Raw genomic sequence first — 20,755 nt, forward strand, 5'->3', positions numbered from 1 at the left:
ATGTTCTACTTCCGTTCAATCGGCACATAAGGTATATCGGAGCTATGGTTACTGCGACCCAGATTGCGCGTTGGGCGGGGACAACGCCAGCTCAGTCGGATTTGCCGCGACTCATTCGGCGGTTGATTCACTGCGCTGCGACGACGACCGAAATAGCCATGCCCGCCGGAGATTCGGTGACTCTCCCAGGCTTTGACGGCGAGCTACACAGCAAGCATGGTAATGCGTGGGTGCCCGCCGGGCATTCTTGCTGGGAGTTAAGCTGTCGGGCCGACGTGGTCGTCAAAGCAAATGAGGATTACGCCAAACGAAGCGCTTCACCGCCGGATCATCGGGCGACCCGGACGTATATTGCGCTTACCGCGCGCCGCTGGCCTGGCAAGGCACGCTGGCGCGCCGAAAAAATCGCCGAAGGCGCTTGGAATGATGTACGCGCCTATGATGCCGACGACCTCGAGCAGTGGCTCGAGCAGGCGGCTGCCGTGCGGCTTGCTTTCGGGGAAGAGCTTGGCCTGTCCGGCGCCGGTGTAGACAGCCTCGGCGCTTATCTCGAGAAATGGGGAGCGCAATGCACGCCGCGGATCACGCCCGCCGCGCTGCTGACCGGGCGCGGCGACAAGGCTACAAAGTTGATCCAGCGCGTCGGGGATATCCGCGACGGGTCCGCGATCGAACCGCTGGCGATCAAGGCCGATAGTGTTGAAGAAGCGGCGGCCTTCGCGGCGGCCGCGATACTCGAACAGCCCAACCTGGCGAACGTCGCTGTCGTCGTGACAAGCGTCGAGGGTTGGCGCTTCGTGGACACCAACGACGCCATCGGGGTCGCGGTTGCTGCGACACCTTCCATAGCTGAGGCGCCCCCGATTCGCGACCGACTGGCCGTGGTTGTTCCCTACGCATCCGGTGATATGGCGCGTCAGTTTAAAGGCGTTGCCGGAAAACTCCATGATGCCGAGCTTCTGCTCGACCGCGCCTTACCGTCCGAATTCGAAAAAGCACTGAAAATCATTGGCCTAGACGAAAACGACACGCGGCGGTTGTCAACGTCCTGCGGCCGATCTTGGTCCGTGTTCCGCCGCCAACATGCCGTTAATCCTTCGATCCGAAGACCGGCCTGGCTCGACCACCCTGCGGCCGACGCGTTGGCGACCATCTGCCTAACGGGCGGCTGGTCGACGGGTAAGGACGCTGACACTGAGATCATCGCGCGGATCAGCGGCCGCGCTTATGCTGAGCTTGAAGCAGATCTTCTCGCACTGGAGCGTCTTGACGATTCGCCGGTACTTCACATCGGCACGGTCTGGAAAGCGAAATCGGCGCTCGAACTACTCGCGATCTTCGGTGACCGGATCACGTCAGCCCAGCTTCGGCGCTATTTTGCTGAACTGGAAACCGTCCTGGCAGCGCCGGACCCGCAGCTCGAACTGGCAGATGACCAGCGCTACGCCGCAGCGATCCATGGCAAGGTGCGGCCGGTCAGCGGCCTGCTTCTAAATTCGTTGTGCGATACGCTGATAAAATTAGCTGTGCGTGGCATGGACGTCCCGACACTTGCCGCTAACGATATTCAGGGGCGTGTTGATCGTCTTGTGCGTACGCTGTTGCGGGGCAGCGACCGTGTTCGCTGGCTGTCGCTTGCCAGCCAACTGCCGGCGCTGGCTGAGGCCAGTCCCCACGAGTTCCTGACAGCCGTCGAGACCGGGATTGCGCAACCAGATGGCGGCGCGCTTGCCGTGTTTCTCGAGACCAGCGGATCTGGTTTCGGTAGCCGCTGCTGGCATGCAGGTATGCTCTGGGCGCTCGAGACGCTGGCCTGGGCACCAAATCGGCTACGCCGTGTTTCGCTGCTCCTCGCTCGGCTCTGTTCCGTCGAGATCCATGGCAATTGGGGAAACAATCCCCAAAGCTCGCTTCTCAGTGTCTATCGGTCATGGCTCCCGCAGACCGCGGCCACCATCGAGCAGCGCATCAACGCGATAGACTATCTGATCGATCAGATGCCCGATGAGGCCTTCACACTTCTCGACAGCATGACCAGTCCATGGTCGGACATGGCGTGGCATATCGCGCGGCCCAAATGGCGCGACGACGATACGGGCGCTGGCTATGGTGCGACCGGTCTTGAGCGTCACACCATGGACGTCGCCGCGATAGACCGGCAGATCGCGATGTCGCCTGGCAATGCTGCGAGAATCGCCAAACTTATCCCGAAATATACGACCCTCGATGCTTTCCGGCAGCAGCGCATCATCAAATTTTTGGCCGACTGCGTCGATTTGGGTGACACAGACAAAGAAGTATTGCGAGCAGCGCTGCGGCACAAGTTGCACTGGCACCGCAACTATGACGAGCGCGACGACACGGCGCTCTGCGCTTTGCTCAACCCGCTCGAGGCCGCATATGCCGCCCTAGAACCGGATGACCATATCGTTCGCCATGCCTGGCTCTTTAAAAATGGCTGGGTCGAGCTGCCGGTCCGGACCCGCGGTGAGGCGCTCGATGCCGGTGAGCGGCAGGGCGCGATCGCTGCCCGCGCTGCGCTCAAGGAGATTTTTGATAGCGACGGCTGGCCAGGTGTCCTCGAACTTGCCGAAAAGCATGGCGATCCCTGGACGATCGGCTGCCATCTTCCACATATCGGCTTGCCGGGCGACGCGCTGTGCCGCTGGATCGTCGAACAGGCAGGCGACCTTGATTGCGGCGCGGTGAGAACGATACTCGCTGCCGCCATTTTGGGCTGCACGCTGCCCGACCAGCGCGAGGACACCCTCGATACAATCTTCGCGGCGGCGCCCGCAAGTTGCCGATCGGTCGAGTGGCTTGCCCGCCTGCTCATACTGTGTCCGCACGATCCCGCGGTCTGGCGACGCGCGGAAGAGATCGGACAGGCCGAATATTTTTGGTCGAACTGCATGAGCAATCTATGGCTCAATGATCCGGCAGACATGACGCATGCGCTCGGTAAATTGGTCGAGCACGGACGACCGGTATCGGCGCTGAAGGCGTGTCACTTCAAAATCTCAGATTATGATCCCAAGCTCACCATGACCATGCTTGAGGGCATCGTGAAAGGTCAGGAGCTCGAGCAGAGTCAGATGCCGCAGAGCTATGTGTTCCAGCAAGCGATCGACTTCATTGAGGACGCCGGGACCATCGACGAAATGCAGCTCGCTCAGCTTGAGTTCGCGCTCATCCGGGCATTTGGCTTCAGGGGCGAGCATCACGCCAAAACCCTATATCGCCTCCTAATGACTAGACCCGAGATTTTTGTCGAACTGCTCTGCCTCGTATACCCCCGTAATGGGCCGCGGCGTGAAGCTGACGAGGCGCGGAAAGACGCCGCTCAAAATGCATGGCACATTCTGCACGCTTGCCGCCGGCAGCCGGGAACCGGAGCGAACGAAATCATCGACTCCGCTCAAGCGGCCAGCTTTGTAACAGAGACAAGGCGTCTCGCAGCGGAGCAGGATCGATTGGAGGTCTGCGATATCACACTCGGCGCAATCTTCGCTCATGCGCCAACTGGGGCAGACGGCATCTGGCCAGGGGAGAGTGCGCGGTCGCTGCTTGACGGCACAGGGTCGGAGGAGATGCTGCGCGGATTCTATACCGGAACAATCAACAAGCGTGGCGTCTCCTCGCGCGAGGCCTATGAAGGCGGCGATCAGGAACGCGAGCTTGCCGCCCATTTTCGCAACCATGCGCTCGCGCTCGAGCCGACCCATTCGCAATTGGCAGTCGCTCTTCACGAGCTTGCCAAATCATATGACCGGCACGGCCTCTTCGAGGATATCGATGCGCAGTTGCGCATTGAGGAGGGGTAGAGGGGCGTGCCTAAAGACCAGTGTCGGCGAGGCATTCTATTCGATAGGCGACATTTCGCGTGTCCGTCCATTAACGCAAGTCTTCTGGAAGAAGAAAAACAGACAGACGACACTCGCCTCTTTGCGGACATTCAGCGCCCAGCTTGCACTTCGTAAAACGGACGTGGGCGAATAACAGAACGCTCCTACCGGGCACTGGCAGCAAGAGATTTCAATAAAAATTCTACTTACACTACCAATAAAAACAACTCTGTTTTATCCATCATTCCTTGGAGAAAAAGCTACTTCATCGTAGAAATTCTTCAAATTTCCCTCTAAATATGTCCCCTTTCTAATATACCGCAACATCCTAAATTCTCTCACAAGGTCGCTCATATTTCCTGAGTATTTCGTAAGACCGTTAATTGCTATAATTGATACTTCATACCAGTCAAATTGTCCTCTAATAAGATTTCCATATTCTATTTTTTCCTTTTCTGTTAGTATTTCATCATTTTTTATCTTGTTAAGCGTGTAGTTGATTAGACGAAAATAAGAGGAAACATTAGCTTCATGCTTTCTATGAAAATTAGTATTGTATAAAGAAATAAGCTTTGACTTTGGTAAAAACTGTTTTCCGTTTTCTTTTCTAAAATCAAGTATTTCTGAACCTATGTATCCAGAAAGTTTTTGAAATGCGTCATAATTAGAATAAGTTTTTTTGTCCCTAGGATCATAGAACTTAACTCTTTCTCTTGACTCTTTAATCAAATCAATAAGTTTGAATATAGATTCTTCAAAAATCTGCTTATGATTATCTTTTTTTTGGTTTTTGTTTGAAATAATTTGCAATGAAATTGTTGTTACGATTCCAACAAGACCAAAGCCAGCAAATAAAGTATTCAAAGATCCAAATGTATCTCCCCATGTGCCGGAATTGGAGTAGGATACATTCTCAGGTGTAGAGTTGCTAAGAAATTGAAATATAAATAATGCATGAGAAGCCCATAAATACCATGTTAATAAGACCAAAATACAAATAAATATGAAAACAATAATTACTAACATAGTTTAATATTTCTCCAATATGTTCATTGATGAATTTTTTATTGAGTGACTCTTTGTCCAAAGAGGCGTTGGAAGCCGACATCTATGCTCTTATATACACGCAAAACAACTAATTCTAGCCGGTTCGTTTTAACACTTCTGCAGACGAGGTTCTGCAGTTTATCGAGCCCGTTTTTCATCAAAAGCAGACAATGCGACGGTTTTCAGAAAATCGGTTACCAGATCGAAAACTTTGATCGTGTGCAGCATCGAAATGGGTAAGAACGTCGGCTTCTGAGTGAACCTGCCAGAGAGCAGACAGTCGCCTCCCCCCCCAATAGACGACGTTATGCAGGCTCTTTTGGCAATGTCTTTTATAGTTCGATTAATTCTGAATGTGATTTTCAGTCATCGGTAGCTCAATATGGACTATTATCCTGAGCGATCTGAATAGATCGGTCAGACTGCATCCTGCCGGCGGCAAGTTTTTTTATCCGCGTGCCCTATCGCGCAACTGACCTGTTGCGTTTGCATGGCCGTGTCTTTCTTTAATTGACCCCGTTACGTCACCGCCTCGCTTGCGAGGCCTGTCGCCGGGGTCTTCCATGTCCGTCATTTCTCCTCGTTCCGAAGCGGCTGCCCGTGGAGCGCGCATGCTGCGTACCGCACTGGGGGCCGCAATTGCCTGTCATCTCGACGATCCCGCCATCGCCGAGGTCATGCTCAACCCTGACGGACGGCTCTGGATCGACCGTCTGGCAGGCGGCATGGAGGATACGGGCACCCGGATCAATGCGGCCGATGCTGAACGCATCATGCGCCTGGTTGCCCATCATGTCGGGGCAGAAGTCCATCCTGCCTGTCCCCGCGTTTCCGCCGAACTACCCGGAACAGGGGAGCGGTTCGAGGGGCTGCTGCCACCTGTGGTCGCAGCACCCTGTTTTGCGATCCGGCGTCCCGCCGTAGCGGTGTTTTCACTGGCTGACTATGTCGCGTCCGCAATCATGACCGCCACGCAGGCTGACATCCTGCGTGAGGCTGTCCGCCAGCGCCGGAACATCCTTGTCGTCGGCGGCACCTCGACGGGCAAGACAACCCTGGTGAACGCCCTGCTGGCGGAGATCGCCACCAGTGGCGACCGCGTCGTGCTGATCGAGGACACCCGTGAACTGCAATGCGCGGCTCCCAACCTTGTCGCGCTGCGGACCAAGGACGGCATTGTCACGCTGTCCGACCTGGTCCGGTCGTCGCTACGCCTGCGCCCCGATCGCATTCCGATTGGCGAGGTGAGGGGAGCCGAAGCCCTCGACCTGCTCAAGGCCTGGGGGACCGGCCATCCCGGTGGCGTCGGAACCCTGCATGCCGGATCGGCCATCGCCGCGCTGAGGCGGCTGGAACAGTTGATCCAGGAAGCCGTCGTTACGGTGCCGCGCGCCCTGATCGCCGAAACCATCGACATGATCGCCGTGCTGGCCGGTCGCGGCAGTGCGCGTCGTCTTGTCGAAATCGCTTCCGTCACGGGTCTCGGCCCGAACGATGATTACATCCTCAAATCCGTCGGAGACGTGTCATGATGACCCCGTCCGTCCTGCGCCGTCGCGCGGCCGTAGCGCTTGCGCCCGTATCCACCCTGCTGCTTGCCGTCCCGGCCTACGCATCGGGGTCAAGCATGCCATGGGAAACCCCGCTCAACGAGATCCTGGAATCCGTGCAGGGACCGGTGGCCAAGATCATCTCGGTCATCATCATCACCGTGACCGGCCTGACCCTGGCTTTCGGGGAAACCTCGGGTGGTTTCCGCCGCCTGATCCAGATCGTGTTCGGACTGTCCATCGCCTTTGCCGCCAGTTCGTTCTTCCTGTCCTTCTTCTCGTTCTCGGGGGGAGCGCTGATCTGATGGAAGTATCTGAAAACGTCCCCGGCTATTTCGCTCCCGTGCATCGGTCGCTTGTCGAGCCAATCCTGCTCGGCGGCGCACCGCGCACGGTCGCCATCGTCAATGGCACGTTGGCGGCAGCCCTCGGGCTTGGCCTGCGGCTGTGGGTCGGCGGCGCTGTGCTCTGGCTGCTCGGTCATCTGGCTGCCGTCTGGGCTGCCAGGCGGGATCCGGCCTTCGTGGACGTGGTGCGCCGGCACCTGCGCTATCCCACCCATATGGTCCGGTGAGGGGGTCATGCTCAATCTTGCCGAATACCGCCATCGTTGCGACCGTCTGGCTGATTTCCTGCCGTGGGCAGCACTGGTCGCCAAAGGCGTGGTCCTGAACAAGGATGGTGCCTTCCAGCGCACCGCCCGCTTCCGGGGGCCGGACCTGGACTCCGCGACCGAAGCCGAACTCGTGGCCATCACGTCGCGCGTCAATAACGCGTTCCGGCGCTTTGGCTCCGGCTGGTCGCTGTCTGTCGAGGCCCAGCGCCGTCCCGCACGGGATTATCCGCTGTCGCAGTTTCCCGACCCGGCTTCAGCCCTGGTCGATGCCGAGCGCCGCGCACAGTTCGAGGAAGAAGGGGCGCATTTCGAAAGCCATTATTTCCTGACCCTTGTCTGGCTCCCGCCGGCCGATGATGCCGCACGGGCGGAATCCTGGCTTTACGAAAACCGGGCTGGCACGGGATCCGACTGGCGTGCAGTGATGGCCGGGTTTCTCGATCGCACCGACCGCGTACTGGCCCTGATCGAGGGCTTCATGCCCGAGGTTGCGTGGCTCGATGACGGCGAGACCCTGTCCTACCTTCATTCTTGTGTCTCGACCCGACTGCAACGCGTGCGGGTGCCGGAAATTCCGATGTATCTCGACGCCATTCTGGTCGATGAGGATCTGACTGGCGGCCTCGCGCCAAGACTGGGCGACGCGCATCTTCGCATCCTGACGGTCACCGGGTTTCCCACCCGGACCTGGCCCGGCCTGCTAGACGACCTCAACCGGCTGGCCTTTCCCTACCGCTGGTCCACGCGCGCGATCTGCATGGACCGGACGGATGCGACAAAAGCGCTGGGGAAGATCCGCCGCCAGTGGTTCGCCAAACGCAAATCCATCATGGCAATCCTCAAGGAGGTGATGACCAACGAGGCCTCGGTCCTGACGGATAGCGACGCCGCCAACAAGGCAGCCGATGCCGATGCGGCATTGCAGGAACTTGGCGCCGATCTGGTGGGGCAGGCTTATGTCACCGTAACGATTACCGTGTGGGACGAAGACGCGTCGGTGGCCGACGACCGGCTGCGTCAGGTCGAAAAAACCATTCAGGGGCGCGACTTCACCTGCATGCGCGAAGGGGTCAATGCGGTCGAGGCGTGGCTGGGCAGCCTGCCGGGGCATGTCTATGCCAATGTGCGCCAGCCCTGCCTCTCGACCCTGAACCTTGCGCATATGATCCCGTTTTCCGCCGTATGGGCAGGGCCGGAACGCGACGGCCATTTCCGCGCACCCCCGCTATTTTTTGCGAAGACCGAAGGGGCGACGCCATTCCGTTTCGCCCTTCATGTCGGTGATGTCGGGCACCTGCTGATCGTAGGACCGACGGGGTCTGGCAAATCGGTCCTGCTGGCCTTCATGGCGATGCAGTTTCGCCGCTACGGGAATGCCCAGATCTTTGCCTTCGATTTTGGTGGCTCCATCCGGGCGGCGGCCCTTGCGATGGGCGGGGATTGGCACGATCTGGGCGGCGGTCTCGCTGAAGACATTTTGGAACCGGTCGCCCTGCAACCCCTGCGCGATATTGACACGGCAGGCGAGCGGGCCTGGGCTGCGGAATGGGTCGCGGAACTGCTTGGTCGCGAAGGCGTCACCATCACCCCCGATATCCGCGATCATGTCTGGTCGGCCCTGACTTCGCTGGCATCAGCCCCCGTGCCAGAGCGTACGCTGACCGGCCTGTCGGCGCTCCTACAGTCCAACGCGCTCAAGCAGGCCCTCCAGCCCTTTACCGTCGGTGGCCCGTGGGGACGGCTGCTGGATGCCGAGCAGGAACATCTGGGCGAAGGGAACATCCTTGTTTTCGAGACGGAGGGGCTGATCGGCACGGCAGCGGCCCCTGCCGTGCTGTCCTATCTGTTTCACCGCATCGAGGGGCGGCTGGATGGCCGTCCGACCCTGCTGCTGATCGACGAGGGCTGGCTGGCACTGGATGATCGTGGCTTTGCCGGACAGTTGCGCGAATGGCTCAAGACGCTGCGCAAGAAGAATGCCTCGGTGGTGTTCGCGACCCAGTCGCTGGCCGATATTGACGGCAGCCCGATCGCACCCGCGATCATCGAAAGCTGCCCGACCCGAATCCTGCTGCCCAACGAGCGGGCGCTGGAACCGCAGATCACCGCCATCTACCGCCGGTTCGGCCTCAATGACCGCCAGATCGCCATTCTCGCCCAGGCTACGCCCAAGCGCGATTACTACTGCCAGTCCCGGCGCGGTAACCGGCTGTTCGATCTGGGCCTGTCCGAGGTGGCGTTGGCCTTTACCGCAGCCTCTTCACCCACGGACCAGGCCGCCATCACCCGTGTCCTCGCCGAAAGCGGGGCCGACGGCTTTGCCCGCGCCTGGCTGGCCCATCGGGGGGCTGACTGGGCGCTGGACATGCTTGGAAGGGCGGAACCGTCATGAAAACGTCCCGTATGAAGGCAGTTTTCATTCTCGGTACGGGCCTGTTGCTGCCCGTTCTGGCAGGTCGTCCAGCCCGCGCCCAATGGGCCGTCTATGACGGGGCAAATCATGTCGAGAACGTCCTGATTGCCGCCCGTGAACTGCAGCAGGTCAATCAGGAGGCCCAGAGCCTCCTCAACGAGGCCACGATGCTCGCCAACCAGGCGCGCAACCTTGCCAGTCTGCCGTATTCCACCCTTGTGCCGCTGGAGCAGTCCATCGCCCAGACCCAGCAGCTGCTCGGGCAGGCACAGGGCATGACTTACAGCACCACCAGCATCGACCAGGCCTTCAGCGGCACCTATCCCGCAGCGCTTGCCAGCCCCACATCCGCGAGCCAGATGCAGGGGGATGCGCAGACGCGCTGGCAGAACGCGCGGGTGGCCTATCAGGATTCCCTGCGAGTGCAGGCTGGGGTGGTGGGTAATCTCGATGGCACCCGCGATCAGGTCACGGGTCTGGTCTCCTCCAGTCAGTCTGCTGAAGGGGCGCTGCAGGCCCAGCAGTCCGGCAACCAGCTGGCGGCACTCCAGACCCGGCAGCTTGCCGATCTGACCGCGACCAGTGCCGCCATGGCCCGTGCCCAGGCCCTGGAAGGGGCGCGGCAGGTCGAGGCGGAGGAACAGGCCCGGGCACAGCTGACGAATTTCCTCAACTACGGCACCGGCTATCAGCCCGGTTCCGCGCAGATGTTTCACTGATGCGCTGGCCCCGGATCACGGCGCCAACCGGCGCGCGGATCATCGCCGTGGTCATGGTGGTGGCAATCCTCGCCGCAGCCGGGTGGCATGCGGGCCATAAAGTGGCCCCGACCCTGTCCGGCGTGTCTGTGGGGATCATGACCCCCGTTCCGTCCTCTGATCCGCTGGCCGCCGGGTTGGCGCGATGTGAGGCGCTCGGTCTGCGGGCTGATGGTGACGTAGGCTGTGCTGCCATCTGGGCCGAGAACCGGCGGCGGTTCCTCGGTGATGCGAAGGGCCACTGACCATGCAGGGCATCGGCGTCATCGACAATTTCCTCGGGGTCTTCACCACCTATATCGATTCCGGTTTTGGACTGGTGCAGGGGGACGTGCACGGGCTGGCCTCGATCCTGATCGGCATCGATCTGACCATTGCCGCCCTGTTCTGGACGCTGGCCCCTGACGAGGACATCATCGCGCGCCTGATCCGCAAGACGCTCTATATCGGCGTATTTGCCTACCTGATCGGCAACTTCAATTCCTTGGCGGGCATCATCTACAATTCCTTTGCCGGGCTGGGGATCGAAGCGGGTGGCGGCACGATGACGGCGGCGCAACTGCTGCAGCCGGGCCGTCTGGCGCAGGTGGGCATCGATGCAGGCCGGCCGATCCTGACCTCGATCTCCTCTTTGGTTGGGTTCGTCGCAATCTTCAACAATTTCATCCAGATCATCGTGCTGCTGCTGGCCTGGCTGATCGTGGTGATCAGCTTTTTCATCATGGCGATCCAGCTTTTCGTTGCGCTGATCGAGTTCAAGCTGACCACGCTGGCAGGTTTCGTTCTGGTGCCTTTCGGCCTGTTCGGGCGCACGGCGTTCCTGGCAGAAAAGGTGCTGGGCAATGTCGTGTCTTCCGGTGTGAAGTTACTCATGCTCGCCGTGATCGTGGGCATCGGCTCCACCATCTTTTCCCAGTTCACGACCGGGTTTAGCGATCCGCCGACCATCAACGATGCCCTGACCCTGATCCTTGCGGCCCTGTCCCTGCTGGGTCTGACCATTTTCGGCCCGGCGCTGGCCAACGGGCTGATTGCCGGTGGGCCGCAACTGGGGGCGGGGGCCGCGATCGGCACCGGTCTCGGTGTTGCGGGCGCTGGTGCTGCGGCCCTTGGTGTAGCTGCTGCCGGTGTTGCGGGGGCCGGGGCGGCAATGGGCATGGCGGCGGGGGCCGCTCGTGGTGCGGCCTTTGTGGCTGGCGGCGCACGAGCCGCCTATGGCGCGGGGGGCCTGTCCAACGTGGTTGGTACCGGCGCTTCGGCGGCGATGAGTCCGCTGCGCAAGGCGGCCGCCAGCATGAAATCCAGCTACGCCGCCGGCGCCTCCGCCGCGACAGGCGGGGCAAGGGGCGCGCAGGCCACAGGAGGCGCTGGTGCCACGGGCGGCAGTTCCGCCCCGCCAGCCTGGGCCAGCCGCATGCAGCGCAATCAGCGTATTCGGGGCGGGGTTTCCGCTGCCGAGCAGGCCATCCGGGGTGGTGACAGGCCGAGCGGCGGGTCCGGTGTCGATCTGTCGGAAGGAGAATGAGCATGTTCCGTCGCCCGACCATCCGCTATGGCAGCACGCCTGAGCCGGAAACCCCCTACCAAAAAGCCGGTCAGGTCTGGGACGAGCGTATCGGCTCTGCCCGCGTGCAGGCGAAAAACTGGCGTCTGGCCTTCTTTGGCAGCCTGGCGCTGGCCGGAAGCCTCGCCATGGGGCTGGTCTGGCAATCCGCGCGGGGCACCATCACGCCCTGGGTGGTCCAAGTCGACAAACTGGGACAGGCGCAGGCCGTCGGCCCCGCAACCGCCGCCTATCGCCCGACCGATCCGCAGATCGCCTGGTATCTGGCCCGTTTCATTACCGAAGTGCGGGGCATTCCCGCCGATCCGGTGGTGCTGCGCCAGAACTGGCTGGATGCCTATGATTACGTCACCGATCGCGGCGCGCTGGCGCTCAACGATTACGCGCGCAGCAACGATCCTTTCGCCCTGGTCGGACGGCAGCAGGTCTCGGTCGAGATCGCCAGCGTCATCCGCGCCTCGGATGACAGCTTCCGGGTCGAATGGGTCGAGCGTCGCTATGTCGACAGCGCCCTGTCCGCCACCGAACGCTGGAGCGCGATCCTGACGGTCGTGGTCCGGTCGCCCGATAATGCCGAGCGGCTGAGGAAAAACCCGCTGGGCATCTACATCCATGCCCTCAACTGGTCACGGGAGCTGAACTGATGCGTGTCCTCTCGCTTGTCCCATTGCTCCTTGCCACCGGCCCGCTTTGCGCCTGCGCCACCTGGAAGCCGCCAGCGGTGCCCTATGACAATACGCCCCGGCAGGCCGTGAGGCTGCCTGAGCCACCCAAACCGGTGCAGGTGGTGGCACTTCCCCAGCCGCTTCCCCTTCCGGGTCAGTTCAAACCGGTCCCGTGGGGCCGCTCGCATGCTGAAGCCGCCGATCCGCATGTGCGCGTCGAGGCGGCCAACAATGCTGCGCGGGTGCAGCCGACCCGCTCGGGCTACCTGAACGCCATTCAGGTCTATCCGTTCTCCGATGGAGCGCTCTACCAGCTTTATGCCGCGCCCGGCGAGATCACGGATATCGCCCTCCAGACCGGCGAGAAGCTGGTGGGCACGGGGCCGGTAGCAGCAGGTGATACGGTGCGCTGGATTATTGGCGACAGCACCAGCGGGACCGGGGCCGAACGCCGCGTGCATATCCTGCTCAAACCCACGCGGCCGGATCTGATGACCAATCTCGTGATCAATACCGACCGGCGGACCTATCATCTGGAACTGCGTTCCGACGAGCGGACTTACATGGCATCGGTGTCGTGGGATTATCCGCAGGACCAACTTCTGGCCCTGCGCCGGCAGGACGCAGATGCCGATGAACAGGCGGCTGTAGCCACAGGCGTCGATCTCAATGCCCTGAATTTCCGCTACCGGATTGAAGGAGCCAACGTGCCCTGGCGACCGCTCCGGGCCTATGATGACGGGCGACAGGTGTTCATCGACTTCCCGAACGGGATCGCGCAGGGTGAAATGCCGCCGCTCTGGGTGATCGGACCGCAAGGGGACGGGCAACTGGTCAATTACCGCGTGCGCGGCACCCATATGGTCGTGGATCGCCTGTTTGCCGCAGCCCAGCTCAAACTCGGGGCCGGGAAACAGCAGAGGGTACGGATCGTCCGTACGGATGGCGCGCGGCGGTCATGAGCGGGAACGACGACACGGCCAGCGGGGAACGGCCACCCGACACGCTCCGGCCGCCGTCCGAAATGCGTCTGCGATCGCCACGGCCGCCTGTCACAAAATTGTCGCGACGGGTCCTGCTATCTCTCGCCGCCCTCGGCGCGACAGGCGCGGGGGGCGCGCTCTATTACGCGCTCCGGCCGTCAGGCCCTGTGAAACCGCCTGAACTCTACAATACCGGCAACCGGAACACGCCCGATGGCCTGGCAGGGCTGCCTCGCGATTATTCGCAACTGCCCCATGCCACGCCGCATCTCGGGGCACCGCTGCCAGGTGATCTGGGTGGTCCCATGCTCAGGGCCGGGGTTGCCGGACCAGTTATGGCGACACCAACCCGTGAGCGTGATCCGCAGGCCCAGAAAATGGCGCAGGAACGCGATGCCGCCCGGCTCAGTCGGCTGTTTGCCCAGACCCAGACGGCGCATGAAGGACCGGCGACGACCGGCACGACGTCCACGCCACAGGATGTGGCAGATAAGCCGGTGCCTGCAGAAACTGATGGCAAAGAGCAGTTTCTGAACGGTCCCGCAGACCGCCAGACGGTCAGTACCGATCGGGTCGGGGCACCGGCAAGCCCCTTCACGTTGATGGCAGGGTCGATCATCCCGGCTGCCCTTGTCACCGGGATACGCTCGGAACTGCCGGGCGACATAACCGCCCGTGTCACGGAGAACGTCTATGACAGCCGTACCGGTCATATCCTGCTTATCCCGCAGGGAAGCATCCTGTTCGGGGTCTATAATTCACAGGTCGGGTTCGGCCAGACCCGGGTGCAGATGGTCTGGACCCGCCTTATCTTCCCCGATACCCGCGCCCTTACCCTGCAGCGTCTGCCCGGCATGAATGCCAGCGGCTATACTGGCCTGCACGACAGGGTGGATAACCACTGGGGACAGGTCTTCGAGGCGGCCATCCTCTCGACCATCCTCAGCATCGGCTCGGAAGCCGATATCAGCAGCGGGCAGGGGGGGATCGCCCAGGCACTGCGGATGGGGGCATCGCAAAGCTTCAATCAGGCCGGAGAGCAGATCGTGGCGCGCTCGCTCTCGATCAAGCCGACGGCGATCAACCGCCCCGGCCTGCCCATGCGTGTCATGGTCAAGACTGACCTTGTGCTCAGGCCCTATGAGGAGACAGGAGAATGACGAAGCTCAGGCTGGCGACGATCGAGGACGAAAAACCCGTACGGCTGACGGTAGACCTGCCCGCAGCCCTGTACCGGGATCTGGTGGCTTATGCCGGAATCATGGCCCGTCAGGACAATCTGTCCGAGCCTTATCCGCCTGCACGACTGGTTGCGCCCATGCTGGCTCGGTTCATGCAGGCGGATCGGGGTTTTCGGCGTCTGCGGAACGGGCAGACGAGAGAGGGAGGCCGGTCCGGGACACCGTCTGCATGAACCGGACAAACCGGCCCAGCAGGGCATCCTCGGCGTCTGCACGCCAGGCCAGGTGCATCTCGAACTCGGCCTGAATATCGTCAATGTTCCGAAAAGCGAGTCCAGGCGGGCGTAGATCGCGGATAGCCGTGTTGCACAATGCAAATCCGGCTCCGGCACGAACCTGCGAGAGCAGGGTAAGCGTACCGCCCCGGTGTATCGTAATATGTGCCTGAGGTCCGAGTAGCCCGAGCTGGAAACGGGCACAGCGGTCATCGGAAGACAAGAACGGAACTAGCATGCGCTCGGCTCGGAGTTCTGCAAGTCGTACAGATTGCTGCTCTGCAAGTTGATGGTTTTCCGGTAGTACAGCGACAATGTTCTCCCGGTATAGCGGGATCGAAGCAAGATTGGTCCTTAGCACATCTGGATGGAAAATGGCGACATCGACGTCCCGGTTTAAGAGAAGTTCTATCATGCTGTCTCCTTGCGGCGCATATAATCCGATCGGTATTCGGGAATGTGACTCGTTCCAGAGCCTGAGCCATTCCTCGACCTTTGGATGTAGCGGTGGACAAGCCAGACCAAGGCGGATTTCGCCTTCGTGGACGTTTGCTGTATTGGTCCCGAACGCAAGGAGATTGTGGGCTTCAGCGATTATGCGACGCGCATGATGTAAAACCTGACGGCCGGAATGGGTAACTAGCGTGCCGCTAACGCTACGTTCGAATAGTGTTATCCCCAATGCGTTCTCAATCTTGGTGAGACGTCGACTTAGGGCCGCAACCGAGGTTCCAAGTTCAATTGCGGTTCGGCCAAGGCTGCGCGTTGTGCCGAGTATAAGTAGGATTTGAAGGTCGCGTATACTGAGCGAATGGATATGTTTCATCGTAAGACTGTTCCATTTTACCATTCGCTTTTTGTGATATTGGCGACCTAATACCTGTAAATAATTTTATTTAAATATATATTTTATATTATTAATGAGAAATGTGGAATCCATCTATTTTAAATGATTTTGAATCAGAATTATCACCAGACGAAGACGCTAGCCAAATAGTGTAGTGGCCCGAAGCTACATTCCACCGTCCCTGTTTCGCATCAAAACGTGCAAGGATTCTGGGATCAAGCGGAACTGAAATTCCCTTACTTTCTCCAGGTGCCAACGTCACCGTATTCCATCCTGCCAGGCGTCGCCCACCACCGTCAGGTAAGCGCACATAAATCTGTGGCACGTCTATCCCAGCGCGTGCTCCGGTATTCCGGACAGTAAAGGTGGCAAGAATATTATGCCTACGTTGGACTAGATGTAATCCATCATTCTGAAACGTGGTGTAGGTGAGACCATAGCCAAATGGAAATAACGGTTGTGCATGATTTCTGTCGAACCACCGATACCCGACTTCGCTGCCTTCATCGTAGATGACTTCCTGATCGCTTCGAAATTGCATCTGGAAGACGGTATCCGCGCCATCTCCAGCAATATCCGGATGGGCAAGTTGAGCGGCGGCGGCAGGAAAAGTCATCGGAAGATGCCCTGATGGCGCAACGGTACCATACAGTAACCGGGCGATGGCATGTCCTCCGGCAGAGCCAGGATACCACGCTTCCAAGACAGCACCGACATCTGGAAGCCACGGCATCAAGATTGGGTCGCCTGTTTCCATTACCACAACCGTATGCGGATTGGCATGTGCCACGGCCGCGACCAGCGCATCCTGATTGCCATCCAGTCGCATCGAATTCGGCGCGTCCGAACCTTCAAAGGTATATTGCGTCACGAATACAACTGCCACGTCTGCTTTCTGTGCGGCTTCGATCGCTTGAGTGATATTCGTACCAGAATCGAAGGTTATATGCGCAGAGGGCGCTTCCTCCCGCATGAAGGCAAGAGGCGACGAAGGGAAATAGACCGGATCGCCGGGCCATTCTTTCTTGCCAGGCCCTTTCACAACGCCTTCTGGGGGCGCACCGATAGGGTCGACTTGGGTTGACCCTCCCCCAGACAATATGCCGACATCTGCATGTCCGCCAATCACAGCAATTCGCGCCTTACGATCAAGGGGAAGGAGATTGGACTGGTTTTTTAGCAGTACGGCCCCTTTTTCCTCAGTCTGTTGTGAGACCAGCATATCGTGTGCAACATCAAGAGGGGCTATCTCATGAGGATGGTCAACCAAACCTACGGCATACATTGAGCGGATGATACGTCGGGCCATGTCGTCTACGCGACTGATCGGTACACGCCCCTGCTGAACATCACGGGGAAGGATATCACGGAAATACTGACGGGCATCCGTACTGTCACCAGCAGATTCCTGATCCAGTCCGGCAAGGGCTGCCCGAAACGAGGAACGGGTGCCCCCCCAGTCCGACATGACAAAGCCTGGATATTTCCAATCATCTTTAAGAACTGTTGTTAGAAGATAAGGATTTTCACAGGCATAAATGTCGTTAACGCGATTATATGCACACATCACCGCACCCGGATGTCCGGTTTCTACGGCAATTTCAAATGCAAGCAGATCGCTTTCGCGCATGGCTGCATTATCAATATCTGCGCTTAGAGTCATTCGAGACGTTTCGAGGTCATTCATCGCATAATGCTTCAACGTGGAGATGACATTTTGCGATTGTATGCCGCTGATCGTTGCCCCAACAATTTTCCCCGTCAGCAGGGGGTCTTCGCCAGCGTACTCGAAATTGCGCCCTCCGCGCGGATCTCGTGTCAGGTTTGCGCCCCCTGCAAGAAGAACGTTGAATCCCTGATGCCATGCTTCGCCACCGATCATGGAGCCGCCCTGCCGCGCTGTATCGGTGCTCCAGGTGCTTGCGACTGCAAGACCTGAAGGCAGTTCGACCGCCTGCCCATCAGGGCGAATATGCGACGGATTTCGTAATCCCAGGCCCGCATCGGCGATCTGTAACGCTGGCAAGCCGGTCGGTGATTTCAGATAACCTGCGGACCCAAGTCCTCCCGGAGGGATTGGCGTTGCACCAACGGTCCCGCCTCCGTCGACAGTAAAGACCATGGAAAGCTTTTGTTGCAAAGTCAGATGGTCGAGCATCTGTTGTGCCCGAACATCAGCGCTGTCACCTTCTGCAGACGGCCGACGGGCATGTGAGGTCACCGGGTTTAAGAGCAGTCCGATAATTGCGGCCGTTGATGCACAGAATAATTTAGGGGATGTCATCTATATGTCCTCTCGAGAGGGAGCTACGGACGGCTCACCTCGATCGGGCCGAAAAACGCGTTTTTGGGAGGGGTCAGTGTCCACACGGGCAGTGGCGTAAGCCCTGATGCGGCCCTTATTGGCGAATGACTGCCTTAAGGAGGACTGCGTCGGACACAACTGTCGTAGCTTGCAGTCGTAGTAGTCACTTTCCGTGAAGATACTGGAGTTGGTCGCCGTTCTATCCAGGATTCTCGCAATTGAGATATCATCCCGTAACGTCACGCGGGTAATTGTGGGCGTCCCGATGTTCTCACGGCCCAAAATAGTCGGAAGCGATTGAAAACGCATGCCTACCCGTTCCTCCGAAGGCGAAACAGCTTCCTCGCTGAGGAGAAAATTTCTCCTCACTCTCTATTTAAGTTTTTGCGAGGCATTTGATTAGCCCTTTTTTTTCGCATTTGGTTTGCAATTCTGCTCATGAATGTTCCGGCGTATAGCGCATCTCCTCAGCGAACAGGGAGAACGGCATTGTGTTTTCATGATTATGCGGGAAACAGAGATGATAGCCTGACCAAAAGGGCAGCCAGTCCTGAAGGACGCTGATCAGACGCCCGTCAGCTATGTATTTCTTTGCTACCATCTCGGGCATGTGTCCGAGGCCAATACCATCCAGACACGCATCGCAGACCGCAAGACTGCCGTTAAGGACAAGTTGTCCGTCAACCCGTATTTTAAGTTCTTCTCCGTCCTTCTCAAATTCCCATGCATAGATTCCCCCGCGCGTCGGTAAACGCATTGTAATACAATTATGCTGGAGTAGATCGCTTGGATTTTGCGGTTTTTTTCGACCTTTGAAATACGAAGGTGAGCCGACAACAACAAAACGAACATCAGATGTAATTGGAATGGAGGCCATTTCTTTGTTTGTATGCTCGCCCATTCTCACGCCAGCATCAAAACGCTCTTTAATGAGGTCAACCATTTTGAGGCTTGCGTTCAATTCGACTTTTATTTCTGGATATTTCCTTAGAAACTCGGATAGTTTCGGTCGTATGATGCAGGCAATAGCATCATCTGCAGCGGTAATACGAATGGTTCCGCTTGGCCGATTTTGAAGTTGACCGATAGCGGATATCTGAGTTTCGATCTGGTCAAGATGAGGCCCTACATTCCGAACGAGGTAGTCTCCTGCATGGGTCGTCGACACGCTGCGGGTCGTACGTGTCAGGAGTGGAATTCCCAATCGTTGTTCCAACTGCCTTATAGTATGACTTAAAGCTGACTGCGAGACCCCTAGCTTCGCTGCTGCCCTTGTGAAACTTTTTTCTCTGGCGACGGCCAGGAACGCATTCAGATCATTCAGATATTCACGGGACATATATGAGCGTTCCTCATTAAAATTTCTCATATTATCGTATCCCGTTCATGTATTTCGGTCGAGACAAAGCGACAACAGTTCTTGATGGCTTCGTTCCGCGATATGTCTTGCTTTTTTGAAATGATGATATTTTTATGCTTCTGTTGAGCGGCACAACGAATAAAAACATTTTGCGAACTGAACTAATTTTGACGCAATACTTGCGCCTCTTGAAAAGTGAGTTTTTTAGTTCGTGCCATCAGTCACCTTACCACTGCTGCAACGTTAAGGGAGTGATTTCTCCACCTCGCATTTAAAAGGTTCGACTATGTCAGATTCAATCAATCTTCCACCGGAATTCCGCGGCCGCTCTTATGAGGCTTTTCTGTTTGATATGGATGGCACGATGCTAGATTCGTCTGCTGTGACGGAACGCGTCTGGCGCGCATGGGCCCTGCGTCATGGAATTGATGTTGAAGAAGTACTCTCGACCATACATGGCGTAAGGGCCATAGATACAGTCCGTCGATTTGCTCCGCCTGAAACTGATATAGACAGCGAAGCCAAAAGTATCCTCGAGGCAGAACTGAATGACGTGGACGGAATTGTACCAGTTGGCGGGATCAATGCATTTCTGGATCGTCTTGACCCAAATCATTGGGCCATAGTCACGTCTGCGCCGCGTGCGCTGGCTGAGGTCCGGCTTCGGGCAGTTCATTTACCAGTCCCGAGCGTGATGATCACGGCGGAAGACGTCCGGCAGGGAAAGCCTGCACCAGAAGGTTTCCTCAGGGCCGCTCAACGTCTCGGCGTTTTGATCACAAACTGCCTCGTGTTTGAAGATTCTCCGGCAGGGGTTGCGGCTGCCAAAGCGGCTGGAGCCGAAGTCGCCATCGTCGGAAATTTGGTTCCCTCTCGAAGCGGTAACCATGCAATTGCGGATTATCTCTGATCTTTTGCAGATCATATTATCGTTTGTCGGCCGGATAATTGGTCAACCTTATGTACGCATAGCCAGATATATGACCTGTCAACCGATCGTAACCGACATCCAAAGCGTATATTCAAACAGTATAGTCGTTCGCGAAACCCGTCTGCTGAAACCACGATCGGCCACGATGAAGCTTTATATCTTTTTATGGGATATATCTGGACTAATATCGGTAAGCATGAAACACACACGCAGACAGTCGTAATCGCCCGGCATTCTCCCCCGAATGCCTGGACCGATAGTGTCGTGAGCCCCGCCTTCATCACGCTCCCGGTAGCCAACGTGGCGATCGCGATGGTAACGTGGTGACCAGAACAGTGACCCCGGCGAGCGCAGCAACCTTAGTGGCAATAGCCGGGACGGCGACTGGGGTGAGCACCACGGTAGGTTGGGCAAC

General features: G+C 58.3%; 17 protein-coding genes. 13 read left to right on the top strand and 4 right to left on the bottom strand.

The window, feature by feature from the left end; translation table 11 throughout:
* Nucleotides 1-158 precede the first annotated feature (158 nt).
* The gene (locus S101446_RS04410) at nt 159-3,824 is read left to right on the top strand and encodes a hypothetical protein (protein WP_167376420.1); all 3,666 of its coding nucleotides are present in this window, start codon (nt 159-161) and stop codon (nt 3,822-3,824) included.
* A 255-nt stretch (nt 3,825-4,079) separates the two neighbouring features.
* Here the strand turns inward: S101446_RS04410 and S101446_RS04415 are convergent, their stop codons facing one another.
* The gene (locus tag S101446_RS04415) at nt 4,080-4,871 is read right to left on the bottom strand and encodes a putative phage abortive infection protein (protein ID WP_087607743.1); all 792 of its coding nucleotides are present in this window, start codon (nt 4,869-4,871) and stop codon (nt 4,080-4,082) included.
* Nucleotides 4,872-5,455: 584 nt separating this feature from the next.
* Here S101446_RS04415 and trbB point away from each other — a divergent pair.
* From trbB to S101446_RS04470, 11 genes are read left to right on the top strand one after another with little or no spacing between them, the layout of a single operon-like run.
* Complete coding sequence (gene trbB, locus S101446_RS04420; protein WP_087607744.1) at nt 5,456-6,424, top strand: P-type conjugative transfer ATPase TrbB; 969 nt, start codon at nt 5,456-5,458, stop codon at nt 6,422-6,424.
* Entirely contained in the window at nt 6,424-6,747 is a 324-nt protein-coding gene (locus S101446_RS04425; RefSeq protein ID WP_087608834.1) for a TrbC/VirB2 family protein, read from the top strand. Before trbB ends, S101446_RS04425 begins: the two co-directional genes overlap by 1 nt.
* The gene (locus tag S101446_RS04430) at nt 6,747-7,016 is read left to right on the top strand and encodes a VirB3 family type IV secretion system protein (RefSeq protein ID WP_087607745.1); all 270 of its coding nucleotides are present in this window, start codon (nt 6,747-6,749) and stop codon (nt 7,014-7,016) included. Before S101446_RS04425 ends, S101446_RS04430 begins: the two co-directional genes overlap by 1 nt.
* A 7-nt stretch (nt 7,017-7,023) precedes the next feature.
* A complete protein-coding gene (gene trbE / locus S101446_RS04435) occupies nt 7,024-9,450 on the top strand; it encodes a conjugal transfer protein TrbE (protein ID WP_087607746.1) in 2,427 nt (808 codons plus the stop codon).
* A complete protein-coding gene (gene trbJ, locus S101446_RS04440; RefSeq protein ID WP_244184501.1) occupies nt 9,447-10,190 on the top strand; it encodes a P-type conjugative transfer protein TrbJ in 744 nt (247 codons plus the stop codon). Before trbE ends, trbJ begins: the two co-directional genes overlap by 4 nt.
* Nucleotides 10,190-10,474: a putative entry exclusion protein TrbK-alt gene (trbK-alt, locus tag S101446_RS04445; protein ID WP_087607748.1), complete on the top strand. Its 285-nt coding sequence runs from the start codon at nt 10,190-10,192 to the stop codon at nt 10,472-10,474. Before trbJ ends, trbK-alt begins: the two co-directional genes overlap by 1 nt.
* Before the next feature lie 2 nt (nt 10,475-10,476).
* A complete protein-coding gene (gene trbL, locus S101446_RS04450) occupies nt 10,477-11,754 on the top strand; it encodes a P-type conjugative transfer protein TrbL (protein ID WP_087607749.1) in 1,278 nt (425 codons plus the stop codon).
* A 2-nt stretch (nt 11,755-11,756) separates the two neighbouring features.
* Complete coding sequence (trbF, locus tag S101446_RS04455; protein ID WP_087607750.1) at nt 11,757-12,437, top strand: conjugal transfer protein TrbF; 681 nt, start codon at nt 11,757-11,759, stop codon at nt 12,435-12,437.
* Nucleotides 12,437-13,420, top strand: a complete 984-nt coding sequence (trbG, locus tag S101446_RS04460) for a P-type conjugative transfer protein TrbG (protein ID WP_087607751.1) — start codon at nt 12,437-12,439, stop codon at nt 13,418-13,420. The genes trbF and trbG overlap by 1 nt, the downstream gene beginning before the upstream one ends.
* Nucleotides 13,417-14,601 carry a TrbI/VirB10 family protein gene (locus S101446_RS04465; RefSeq protein WP_087607752.1) on the top strand — a complete coding sequence of 395 codons (1,185 nt, stop codon included), beginning with the start codon at nt 13,417-13,419 and terminating at the stop codon, nt 14,599-14,601. Before trbG ends, S101446_RS04465 begins: the two co-directional genes overlap by 4 nt.
* Nucleotides 14,598-14,855 carry a DUF2274 domain-containing protein gene (locus S101446_RS04470; protein WP_087607753.1) on the top strand — a complete coding sequence of 86 codons (258 nt, stop codon included), beginning with the start codon at nt 14,598-14,600 and terminating at the stop codon, nt 14,853-14,855. The genes S101446_RS04465 and S101446_RS04470 overlap by 4 nt, the downstream gene beginning before the upstream one ends.
* Here the strand turns inward: S101446_RS04470 and S101446_RS04475 are convergent.
* The 3 genes from S101446_RS04475 to S101446_RS04485 form a co-directional block, all read right to left on the bottom strand.
* A complete protein-coding gene (locus S101446_RS04475) occupies nt 14,773-15,723 on the bottom strand; it encodes a LysR family transcriptional regulator (protein ID WP_167376421.1) in 951 nt (316 codons plus the stop codon). The genes S101446_RS04470 and S101446_RS04475 overlap by 83 nt on opposite strands.
* Nucleotides 15,724-15,814: 91 nt before the next feature.
* Nucleotides 15,815-17,902, bottom strand: a complete 2,088-nt coding sequence (locus tag S101446_RS04480) for a beta-glucosidase family protein (protein WP_244184502.1) — start codon at nt 17,900-17,902, stop codon at nt 15,815-15,817.
* A gap of 583 nt (nt 17,903-18,485) precedes the next feature.
* On the bottom strand, nt 18,486-19,418 hold the full coding sequence (locus S101446_RS04485; RefSeq protein ID WP_244184503.1) for a LysR family transcriptional regulator: 933 nt from the start codon (nt 19,416-19,418) through the stop codon (nt 18,486-18,488).
* 277 nt (nt 19,419-19,695) lie between these two features.
* Between S101446_RS04485 and S101446_RS04490 the strand changes: the two genes are divergently transcribed.
* On the top strand, nt 19,696-20,319 hold the full coding sequence (locus tag S101446_RS04490; protein WP_087607756.1) for an HAD-IA family hydrolase: 624 nt from the start codon (nt 19,696-19,698) through the stop codon (nt 20,317-20,319).
* Nucleotides 20,320-20,755: the final 436 nt, after the last annotated feature.

Source organism: Komagataeibacter europaeus, assembly GCF_002173515.1.
Taxonomy (GTDB): Bacteria; Pseudomonadota; Alphaproteobacteria; order Acetobacterales; family Acetobacteraceae; genus Komagataeibacter; species Komagataeibacter europaeus.